This window comes from Actinacidiphila sp. bgisy167 (assembly GCF_965342175.1).
Classification (GTDB): Bacteria; Actinomycetota; Actinomycetes; order Streptomycetales; family Streptomycetaceae; genus Actinacidiphila.
Map to the genome: position 1 here is coordinate 1 of NZ_CBDRBL010000134.1, position 10,032 is coordinate 10,032.

Sequence of the window (10,032 nt, forward strand, 5' to 3'; positions counted from 1 at the left end):
CGTGAAGTAGAGGCTGTCGACCCCCGGCACGTCCCGCAGCTGACGCCGGGTGATGTCACCGGCGGGTGCCTCCAGCTTCACCACGTCCGCACCCAGCCAGGCCAGCAACTGCGTCGCCGACGGACCCGACTGGACATGCGTCATGTCCAGAACACGCACACCCTCCAAAGCCTGCGTCACAACGGCCACCTCGCATCCAACGACGGGTCAGGAGTGAGAACCAGGATTCCATACTGCAGATTGCATACCGTATGGACTAACCATGGTCGCGGCCCGCACGGTGGATGTCCAGAGAGCGCGGGCAGGAATTTCGCGTGCCGGCTGGCCGGGACGGGGCCGCGCCGTGCCACCGCGCCCGGTCCGGCCACCGGTCGGGCCGGGCGTGCTTCCCGCTTTATGCGTCGCGCGCGTTCGGGTCCTGTGCGAACATCTGCCGATGCTCACACTCACCGATGAACTCGGACACCTTTCCTACGTCGTCGACGGCGACGGACCGCCCGTCGTCCTCCTGCACGCCGGCGTCGCCGACCACCGCATGTGGAACGCCGTCGCGCCCGACCTGGCGGGGCAGCACACCGTCATCCGGTACGACCTGCGCGGCTTCGGCGAATCCGCCCCACCGAGCGGCCGGTTCAGGGAAACCGACGACCTGCTCCGCCTCCTCAACCACCTCGGCCACGCACGGGTCAGGCTCGTCGGCGCCTCCTGGGGCGGCCGCGTGGCCGTGGACTTCGCCCTCGCCCACCCGGACCGGGTGCACTCCCTGGTGCTGCTCGCCCCACCGTGGCCGGGATACGACTGGTCAGCGGAGATGGTCGCGTACGACGAAGCCGAGACGAAGGCCCTGGCCGCGGGAGACCTGGACGCCGCCGTCCGCGTCAACCTGGACATGTGGCTGCGCGGGCCCGCGCGGGCGTGGGAGGACGTCGCCCCCGAGCTGGCCGACCGGCTCCGCGACCCGATGCGCACGTCACTGGTCAACCAGGAGGCCGTCGCCCGGCACTCCGACGGCCCCGGCAGCGGCGACATCACCGCAGTCTCCGTCCCCACGCTGATCGGCGTCGGCGCACTCGACGTCCCCGACTTCCAGGACATCGCCCGCCGCTATGCCGCCCATATCCCCGGTGCCATTCTGGTCGAGTTCACCACCGCCGCTCACCTGATCGCACTGGACGCGCCCGCCGAACTCACCACGCGGCTCCTTCCCTTCCTCGCCCGCTAGACCGGGGAGCGGCGGCTCGCCCGGGAGCCTCCCGCTCCCGGGCGCCGGACGCCCCCCCATCACGTGCGCGTACGCGGACCGCGACACCGCCCTCGCGTCGCCGACCTGCCGGCACCGCACGGAACCCGCCGCTACAGCAGGACCAGCAGCTTCGTCCCCGGGACGAGCTTCCTGTTGACCGAGGTCGACTGGACGAACACGGTGTACGCCGCGTTGCTCCCCGGGGTCACCGTCACCTCCGTCGCCGGCAGGCCCAGGATCTGCCGTGCGGCCGGCCCCGTGAACACCTTCCCGGTCATCCGGCCGGTGGCCGCGTCCTTCTCCGCCACGGCGATCTTCTTGCCGGCCTGAATCTTCTCGCGCTTGGACAGTTCGTAGAAGGCGCAGCCGGTCGTGTACCGGTGGCCCGCACGGGTGACGAAATCACGGATGGACGTCTGCTGGTCCACGGGGATCAGCACGTAGCCGCCGGTGTCGAGGGCCTGGAGGCTGGACTTCACATCGGCCGAGCTCAGATCCTGTCCCATCGCGAACAGGTTCCTCGTTCCGCGCACCCCCTGTTCGCGGTCCCGCAGAAACCTCGTCGCGGCCGTCTTGACCGTGCCGATCGCCTCTTCGACGCCCTGGGCCGAGTCCGCGTCCCAGATGGAGATGTTGCCCGTGGGGAAGCCGTACTGCTGAGCGGTGCGCTTGGCCAGGGAGTTCGGCACCAGGATGGCGGACGTCCAGTGCTCCGGCAGGTTGTTCATCCTGTCCGTGATCCTGCCCCGCCACTCGTCCAGCACCGCGCGGCCGCCGGGCAGGCGGTCGTGGCGCGCGCCCGTGCTGTCGGCCCCGGAGGCGTTCTCCTCGCCGTCGGTGACGACGACCTCGAGGAAGCTGTGCTCGCCGTACTCCTCCCATATGTGGCCGAGGTCGTCGAGCGCCTTCAACGACGCCTGGATCAGCGCCGTCGCCCCGTTCTCGACCGTGTACAGGCCGCGCATGGACGGCAGGTGCTTGACGTCCATGTCCCACACCAAATTCTCCACGAGGTGGTCGAAGGCGTAGAGGCTGATCCGGGTCTCATGGCCGAGCCGGTCGGACTCCTCCTTCAGCCCCTTCACGAACTCGTCGACCACACGGACGAGTTGCTCCGAGTGACCGCTCATGGAGCCGGACTTGTCGATGACAAGGGCGACATGGTTCACAAAATGCTTCTTGAGCCGGTCCTTCACCGTAGCGCCCATCGCGCCACCCCTTCTCTCGATTCCCGTGGAACCCCCGCGGCCCGCGGCAGCGCCCTGTGGTGACCGGACGTCCCGGCCGGGCCTGCCGGTCGCCCCTCCGGTACGCCCGCCGTAGCGGACTCGCCGGAGCGATCGGTGACATGCTGTCGCCAGGAGAGCTTCGGAACGCCCTCATCCGCCGGTCGGCACACCTCTGCCCGGGATCGCGACACCCGGCAGAGGCTCTGGCCGTCCAGATGATGGCTTCACTCTAGGGAGCGGCACTGACAATGACGGCGATGCCGGATTCCGGCGGCCGGGGCCGGGGACCGGAGCCCTGGCGCCGCCTCTCGCCGACCGGAGCCCTCCGGGACGCCCCTCGAAGGAGCGGCCCCGTACGCGCGTGATCCTCTGGTGCACGGCAGGGCCGCATGCCACGTGCCCAAGGGGCGTTAAAGCCGCATGCCACTTGTTCATAGGGTATTAAAAAGGGCAAAACTCGCCTTCGACCGCTGTATCGTGGGTCGCGGCCCGCGATCGGTGCAGGAGGAGGCCCCCATGACACATCGGCTCTTCGACCTGGGGCTGCTGGCTCCCCGCGAGCGCGCGGATGCCGTCCGTGAGCTGTCCCGCAGGCTCAACGGCCCCATCGAGGTGGATCTCCCGCCGAACCTGCACCACCTGAGGGCCGTCGCGACCATCAACAAGGTGGGAGCAATGAGGGTCTCCAGGCTCGACTGGAACCTGCCCGGCCTCCGGCGGGCGACCACTCCGTCGGCGGACGACACGGCGCCGCAGGTCCTCGTGGCTCTCCAGGAGGCGGGGGTCACCCGATTCCAACAGGGCGGCAGGCAGGGGGAGATACGGGCAGGAGATCTCACGGTGATCGAGAACGCGAAGCCCTACGAGGTCGTCTTCCAGGGCATGGTACGTGCGGTCGTCGTTCGCGTTCCCGCGGATCTCCTGGGGCTGCGGCCGTCCCTGCTCGACCGGGTCACAGCGGTGCGGATCGGTTCGGATCGCCCGATCGTGAATGCCGCCGTCGCCTTTTTCACGCGGTTGGCCCGCAGCCAGGCCGCTGTCGGCGAGACCGAGGCAGCCCTGTTCGCACAGCCCTGCGTCGATCTGATCAGGGCCGTGGTCACCTCGGGCATCGGCCGCGACGACCTGGCCGGCGGACCTTTGAACAGGACACTCCTGCACCGCGTGGAGGAGTATGTCCGCCTCCATCTGACGGAACCCGACCTGACCGCCGCACGCATCGCCGCGGAGCATCACGTCTCCGTACGCCAGCTCTATCTGACCCTGTCCCGAGCGGGAATCACACTCGGCGACTGGATAAGGACTCAGCGCCTCCAAGAAGCCAGGAAGGAACTGGCGTCGCCCGCGCACCAGTACATGACGATCGAGGCGATCGCGCACCGGTGGGGGTTCAGCAGCGCACCGCACTTCAGCCGCGTTTTCAAAGCGGCGTACGGTGTGAGCCCGCGCGAGTGGCGCCTCGACAACCGTGCGCTCTCAGGCAAGATCGCACTCTGAGGACTGCCGCTGCTGCGCGGCCACGACCGGCCCACCACGACAGTCCACCGTCCGATCGCGACCGCGGCCTTGAGGCGCCCATGAGGGCCGCACCCGCCGGCTTCCCGTCCTCGGACGCACAGATCACAACCCCGCCGGCCGCGGTCAACGCTACGCGGTACCCAGGGCGCCGTCTTGCCTTTCCGTGCACGGATCGGCCGCATCCTTGCCCGCCCGTGCAGGGATTCGGGCCCGATGCACCAGGTCCGGTTCCCCCCCAGGAGCCGGCCGCCGAAGTGCCGGGCCCTCGGCGGCGGGCCGCACCGCCGACCACGGCGGCCGCGCCGGGCGGCCGGGGCCATCGAACGGGTGCCGCACAGTGCATCAGGAAGACCCGAACAGGGGCTTACGGGCCATCGGTACGCGCCCCGCACCGTTGCACACCAGGCACCGAGCAGGGGTCACATCGGACCTCGCCTTGGTTGCCTTCTCAACTGCTTCGCTCTACTGTCGCCACCGACGACGAAGTCGGCACCGAGCACGTGCTCCGCGGCCAGGGCGGGCGCCCTGGGAGCGGCCACCTCGTGTGCGCCCCCGCGAACCGGACCAGGTTCCGCGCAGCCCGATCGCCTCTCGACGGGACCGCCGAACCGCACCGGCTCCCGGCCCGTGTGAGCCCTCCCCCGGCCAGGCACCGCTTGCGCGGCCGACGCACGCCGCACCGACGAAAGGCACGACATGACCAAGATCGCAGTCATCCTCGGCAGCACCCGTCCGGGGCGCAACGGCGCCGCGGTGGCGGAGTGGGTTCTCGACATCGCCAAGCAGCGCTCCGACGCGGAGTTCGAGCTCGTGGACCTGGCGGACTATCCTCTGCCGCTCCTCGACGAGGTGATTCCCCCGTCGCTCGGGCAGTACCAGAACGACCACACCAAGGCGTGGGCGTCGAAGATCGCCGAGTTCGACGGCTATGTGTTCGTCACCCCGGAGTACAACCACTCCACCACGGGCGCCCTGAAGAACTCGCTCGACTACCTCTACGCGGAGTGGAACAACAAGGCCGCCGGCTTCGTGGGCTACGGCGCCGCCGGCGGGCACCGCGCCGTGGAGCACCTCCGCCTCATCGCGAGCGAGCTGCAGATCGCCACGGTGCGCGCGCAGGTCGCGCTGTCCCTCCTGTCCGACTTCGAGAACTACAGCGTCTTCAAGCCGGGCGCGCACCACCAGGCCACCGTGGAGACCATGCTCGACCAGCTCGTCAGCTGGTCGAAGGCCCTGCAGCCGCTGCGCGCCGGCACCTGACCGACCTCCGCCGAGCCGCCCCGCCGCTTTTCCGATCCGCCACCCCGGCCCGTGGCGGCGGCCGGTGGTCCGGCGGGGCCGGCTCCGCCCCCGCCAGGCGAGCACGGGCGGGTCGGCCCCGGCCAGGGAAGGCCCCGCCCCACGCGGGCGTCCCCGCACCCGTACGGTGATGGACGCCGGCACCCAGGGTGCCGTTGGGACACTTTTAGATTCTGGTTATAATTTGCAACCGCGCCGGTCGCCCAGGGGGCACAGCCCCTGCTCCGACGCGGCGCCACATCACACGCGCGGGATGACACGACGGGCGACCGCGACCGCGTGACTCGAAGCACAAGGAACACCATGACTTTTGACGATCCGCTCACCCATGTGTCGCCCGCTCAGGCGGCCGAGCTCGCATCGGTGGTGAGCGGTCCGGTCCTGCTTCCTGGCGACGCGGGTTACGACGCCGAATGCGGGCTCTTCAACCTGAACGTGGCCCTCGAGCCGGCGCTCGCGGTAGGCGCCGCCGATGCGGCCGACGTGCAGGCGGCGATCCGCTTCGCGGCCCGCGAGGGCCGGCCCGTGACGGTGAAGACCACGGGGCACCAGCAGGTCGACCCCGCCCGGAACGGGGTGCTGATCAGCACCCGGCGCATGAAGGGCCTCGTCGTCGACGCCGAGCGCCGACGCGCACGCGTCGAGGCCGGAGTGATCTGGCAGGAGGTGATCGACGCCGCCGCCACCGTCGGCCTCGCCCCGATGAGCGGCTCGGCTCCGCTGGTCGGCGTGGCCGGATACACCCTCGGCGGTGGACTCAGCCCCGTCCTCGGCCGCAGCCACGGATATGCGGCGGATCATGTGCGCTCGCTGGACGTGGTGACCGCCGACGGCGAGTTGCGGCACGTCACGGCGGACAGCGACGCCGAGCTCTTCTGGGCCCTGCTCGGGGGCAAGGGCAACTTCGGCGTCGTCACCGCGCTGGAGTTCGACCTGTTCCCGGTGACCCGGTTCTACGGGGGCGGGATCTACTTCCCCGGCGAACGTCTCGCCGACGTGCTGCACACCTGGCGCACCTGGCAGGCGGCGATGCCGGAGGAGATGAACTCCTCGGTGGCCGTGCAGCGGCTGCCTCCGCTGCCCGAGTTGCCGGAGCCGCTGCGGGGGGCGTTCGTGGTGCACGTGCGGTTCGCCTTCCTCGGCCCGGTGGCCGAGGGCGAGCGGTTGATCGCCCCTGTGCGCGCGGCCGCCCCGGCGCTCATCGACACCGTGGGCGAGATGCCCTACACCGCCATGGGCGCGATCCACATGGACCCCCCGACGCCGATGCCCTACTCCGACCGCACGACGATGCTGCGCGAGTTCCCCGCCGAGGCGGCCGACAAGCTCGTCGAGCTGCTCGGCCCTGAGTCGGACTCCCCGCTCGTGAGCGTGGAGCTCCGCATGCTCGGCGGTGCCCTCGACCGCGAGCCCGCGGTGCCCAACGCCGTCTCGACCCGGGGGCTTCCCTTCGTCCTCTTCGGTTTCGGCGTGGGCGCCCCGGACCAGGCCGGCTACCTGGGCGGCAAGCTCGACGAGGTCATGGACGCGATGGAGCCCTGGGCGGACCGGCGCCGGATGGTCAACTTCCTCTCCACCGAGGAGGCCACCGACCCCGAGCGGTTGAGCGAGGTCTACGGCGCCGAGCGCTATCAGCGCCTGACCGCGGCGAAGAAGACGTACGACCCGACCAACATGTTCCGGGTCAACCACAACATCCTGCCGGGCTGACGGAGTCCGGCCCCGTGGGCCGGACCCTTCTGTCCGGCCCACGGGTTCCCGTCGGCTTTCGAGGCGCCGCGCCCACAGCCGCGTGGCCGACGGGGCCTACGGAGCGGACGCAGCGGCTCGCGCAGCCTGACGCAGTACTCGGCCCGACGGGCCGGACATGAGGATCGGGCCGCGACCATCAGGTCGCGGCCCGGTCCTCATACCGATGGGACGAGTGTCCGAGGGGTGAGCTGACAACTGACGATACGGCTGTGGCGACGCGAGGGAAGCTCCACCTGTACGACCGGACTTGAGCCATACGGTGCCGAGGACAGCTCGTCGGCTGAGGTGACCTCCTCCTCACCCGCGCAGCTGCCGGCTCCACATGCTCACGAGGCGCGTTTCTGTGGTCCCGGCCCCCGGCAGCACACCCGGTCGGTGGCCACGTTGCACAGGCTCACCGTTCTGGACACTCAGACCAGTTCGAGTCCTCCATCGATCGTGAGGACCTGGCCCGTCAGCCAGTTCGCAGTGGGATCCGCGAAACGGACGATCCAGGCCGCCACTTCCTGCGGCTCACCCCTCCTGCCCAGGGGGATCTGTGCCGCCTGCTCCTTCTTGACCCGGACCACGTCCTCCTCCGTGAGCCCGGACCTGGCCAGCGCCTCACTCTCGGTCGGGCCGGGGGCGATGCAGTTCACCCTGACTCCGTCCTGGGCCAGTTCGACTGCCCAGGTACGCGTCAACTGCTCCAGGGCGGCCTTGCTCGCCGCGTAATGGGCGGCGCCCGGCTGCGGACGGTGGCCGTACGTGCTGGAGATGTTGATGATCGAGCCCTTGCTCAAGCGCAGATGAGGCAACGCCGCCTGGGCGAGCATGGTGGGCGCCACGACGTTCAGGTCGAACAGATCGGCGACGCGCACCCGTGTCACCTCGTCGAGCGAGACGCGCGCGGTGGCGCCGGCATTGTTCACCAGCACATCAAGCTGCCCCCAGCGGTCGACGGCCGCGCCGATGATCAACGCGGGCGCCTCGTCCAGACGCACGTCGACAACCAGGGTGGAGATGTCGGGATGCAGGCCGGCGAGCTCCTCCAGCGCACTCTGGCGCCGACCCACACCAAGGACACGTGCCCCCGCCTCGGCCATCGCGATCGCCGTGGCCCGGCCGATCCCGGAACTGGCGCCGGTGACGATCGCGACGCGGCCGTCGAGCGGGCGACTGGGCTGATGCTCCATCGGGCTACTCCTTGGACCTTGCCAGGCAGAAGTCGAGCGGTACGACGAACATGTTTGACGCACCTGTCATGCATCATAACTCCGTCGCTGGAGGACGACTTAGGGTCGCCACATGGCCGGCAAGCGGACATCGGTGAGGAGCAGGTGCTCCATCGCGCCCGAAGATCGTCTGGGTGAAGGGCTACGGGGAAGCGACCCTGCGGGACGTCGCGACCGCGACAGGTGTCCTGCGCGGTTCCCTCTGCAATGCCTATCAGGACAAGGAAACGCTCTTCCTTCACATCGTCGAGAGGTACTCACGCACGTTCCTGTCCGGCAACGGCAACGTCGCCGTACTCCTGGCGCAACCGGACATCGACCGTGCACTCGCCGACCTCCGGGACTTCACGATCAATCGCTGACCGAGGGAAGCCCTCCGCCCGGCTGCCTCTCCACCAGAACCGCGCTCGATGCGAAGAGCGAGGACGAACGCATCGATGCCGCCCCACGCCGTCTGCTCGACAGCCTTCACGAACTCATTCGGGAACGCCTTCAGGAGGAGGACGCTCGCGAACGGCTGACCATGCCCCCGACGGAAGCGGCGCGTGTGGAGCCGACCATCACGAGGGGAAGCGCCGCATCGGATGCGTCGCGTCCATCACGACGCCGAAGGGGCGCGAGCCACGACGAGTCCATTCCTGCGCACGCTGCCGACCCCCGACCGCGATGGGGACAGATTGCGTGCCACCCTCGGCTGCGCCGAAAAGGTCGCGCCCGACGAAGCGTTCGGGATCACGATCAGCTGCGAAAACGCACAAAGGGCCCCGATCCGTCAGATCGAAGCCCTCGTCCGTGTACCGCTGTGACGAGTGTCCGAGGGGGGAATTCAACCATTCGCCAACCAATCATGGGCATCCGGCGAAATTTCACTTGGGTAGCCGTCCGCAACTTGCAGAATACGCTACGTGCCCTGGCCCCTGCGGCTGAGCTCGCCGACGGAGCCCCCCCGCACGGCGGCTTGTGGACTGATCACGCGGCGAGCAGTCTGAGCGACAGCCGAGGGCACTGCTCTCTCTCCCGAGACCCTCGCGCAAAGGCAGGCCCCCACCGCGGCGAAGCGACGGGGGCCTGCCGGACCAGCACGATCCCGAACTGGAACCTGCGGCGGAACGTCAACTCGCCCGATCAAGAACGATGCCGCTCGTCGCCACGGTTGGAGGACCATGAGCGCCGTTCACCCAGGTGCCTCAACCGGTGCGCGTTCCTGTCGGTCAAAGCTGACCGCCACCGGCGTCACGTGTCGGCAAACCTGACACGTCTCACATCAGCCGCACCCCCTGCGGCCCGCCCGTCAGGATGTTCCTGGTGAGCTCGGCGATCCAGGCTTCGCCGCAGATCTCGCCGCCCGGTCCAGCGGCCGGCCTCCCGGCCTGGGAGGCCGGCATCTTGAGCACGGCTTGGTACCACCACGCCCAGATGGTGTGGTGGGCCGCCGTGATCAGGCTGTCCCGGCGCCTGGCCGGCGATGCTCCTCGCTGGCCGGAGAAACGTCCCGGGCGACTGCTCCGGGCACGGGCATGAACCGTCCGTCTCTCGCCCGCACCAGCCAACCCCGCTTCTCCAGCACATATTGATCAGAAGCTCATGGAGTTCTCGTTCAGGACGTAGCGGACGTGCGGGCCGCCGAAGTAGCCGCGGACGATGTGTGGCTGACGCTGGCGTCTGCGGAAGAACCGGCGGGTCTCCGCGGCAAGTTCGGCCTGGTTCCGGGCCCGGTGTTGCTTGGGGAGGCTGTGCTTGAGGTCGGCGTTGACCAGCTCGTCGGGGTTGAGTTCGA

At 69.4% G+C, this 10,032-nt stretch carries 9 protein-coding genes and 1 pseudogene; 5 read left to right on the plus strand and 5 right to left on the minus strand.

Going from position 1 to position 10,032, the window contains the following annotated elements; genetic code table 11:
- Window positions 1–180, minus strand: a 180-nt coding sequence (locus tag ACRWND_RS29510) for a CoA transferase (RefSeq protein ID WP_431954820.1), incomplete at its 3' end; no start/stop codon positions are given.
- Window positions 181–436: 256 nt separating this feature from the next.
- Between ACRWND_RS29510 and ACRWND_RS29515 the strand changes: the two genes are divergently transcribed.
- A complete protein-coding gene (locus ACRWND_RS29515; protein ID WP_431954822.1) occupies window positions 437–1,222 on the plus strand; it encodes an alpha/beta fold hydrolase in 786 nt (261 codons plus the stop codon).
- A gap of 131 nt (window positions 1,223–1,353) precedes the next feature.
- Here ACRWND_RS29515 and ACRWND_RS29520 read toward each other — a convergent pair whose 3' ends face one another.
- Window positions 1,354–2,451, minus strand: coding sequence for a VWA domain-containing protein (locus tag ACRWND_RS29520; protein ID WP_431954824.1), 1,098 nt, complete (start codon window positions 2,449–2,451; stop codon window positions 1,354–1,356).
- A 441-nt stretch (window positions 2,452–2,892) separates the two neighbouring features.
- Between ACRWND_RS29520 and ACRWND_RS29525 the strand changes: the two genes are divergently transcribed.
- The 3 genes from ACRWND_RS29525 to ACRWND_RS29535 all read left to right on the plus strand — a co-directional run bounded on the left by ACRWND_RS29525 (window position 2,893) and on the right by ACRWND_RS29535 (window position 6,999).
- Window positions 2,893–3,969 (plus strand): helix-turn-helix domain-containing protein, encoded by a 1,077-nt coding sequence (locus ACRWND_RS29525; RefSeq protein WP_431954826.1) that lies wholly within the window; start codon window positions 2,893–2,895, stop codon window positions 3,967–3,969.
- A gap of 717 nt (window positions 3,970–4,686) precedes the next feature.
- Window positions 4,687–5,250: an NADPH-dependent FMN reductase gene (locus tag ACRWND_RS29530; RefSeq protein WP_431954828.1), complete on the plus strand. Its 564-nt coding sequence runs from the start codon at window positions 4,687–4,689 to the stop codon at window positions 5,248–5,250.
- Between the two features lie 342 nt (window positions 5,251–5,592).
- Window positions 5,593–6,999, plus strand: a complete 1,407-nt coding sequence (locus ACRWND_RS29535; protein ID WP_431954830.1) for an FAD-binding oxidoreductase — start codon at window positions 5,593–5,595, stop codon at window positions 6,997–6,999.
- 452 nt (window positions 7,000–7,451) lie between these two features.
- On the opposite strand, the gene ACRWND_RS29540 is transcribed toward ACRWND_RS29535, so the two are convergent.
- A complete protein-coding gene (locus ACRWND_RS29540; RefSeq protein ID WP_431954832.1) occupies window positions 7,452–8,216 on the minus strand; it encodes an SDR family NAD(P)-dependent oxidoreductase in 765 nt (254 codons plus the stop codon).
- 173 nt (window positions 8,217–8,389) lie between these two features.
- Between ACRWND_RS29540 and ACRWND_RS29545 the strand changes: the two genes are divergently transcribed.
- Window positions 8,390–8,617 (plus strand): TetR family transcriptional regulator, encoded by a 228-nt coding sequence (locus ACRWND_RS29545; protein WP_431954834.1) that lies wholly within the window; start codon window positions 8,390–8,392, stop codon window positions 8,615–8,617.
- 897 nt (window positions 8,618–9,514) lie between these two features.
- On the opposite strand, the gene ACRWND_RS29550 is transcribed toward ACRWND_RS29545, so the two are convergent.
- The gene (locus ACRWND_RS29550; RefSeq protein ID WP_431954836.1) at window positions 9,515–9,649 is read right to left on the minus strand and encodes a hypothetical protein; all 135 of its coding nucleotides are present in this window, start codon (window positions 9,647–9,649) and stop codon (window positions 9,515–9,517) included.
- A 180-nt stretch (window positions 9,650–9,829) separates the two neighbouring features.
- Window positions 9,830–10,032 (minus strand): annotated as a pseudogene (locus ACRWND_RS29555) (IS630 family transposase); the annotation flags it as partial.

What these genes read in the sequence shown, in the direction of transcription:
- ACRWND_RS29515 (WP_431954822.1), top strand. Translation starts at nt 437, where the DNA reads ATGCTCACACTCACCGATGAACTCGGACACCTTTCCTACGTCGTCGAC.
- ACRWND_RS29520 (WP_431954824.1), bottom strand. Translation starts at nt 2,451, where the DNA reads ATGGGCGCTACGGTGAAGGACCGGCTCAAGAAGCATTTTGTGAACCAT.
- ACRWND_RS29525 (WP_431954826.1), top strand. Translation starts at nt 2,893, where the DNA reads ATGCCACTTGTTCATAGGGTATTAAAAAGGGCAAAACTCGCCTTCGAC.
- ACRWND_RS29530 (WP_431954828.1), top strand. Translation starts at nt 4,687, where the DNA reads ATGACCAAGATCGCAGTCATCCTCGGCAGCACCCGTCCGGGGCGCAAC.
- ACRWND_RS29535 (WP_431954830.1), top strand. Translation starts at nt 5,593, where the DNA reads ATGACTTTTGACGATCCGCTCACCCATGTGTCGCCCGCTCAGGCGGCC.
- ACRWND_RS29540 (WP_431954832.1), bottom strand. Translation starts at nt 8,216, where the DNA reads ATGGAGCATCAGCCCAGTCGCCCGCTCGACGGCCGCGTCGCGATCGTC.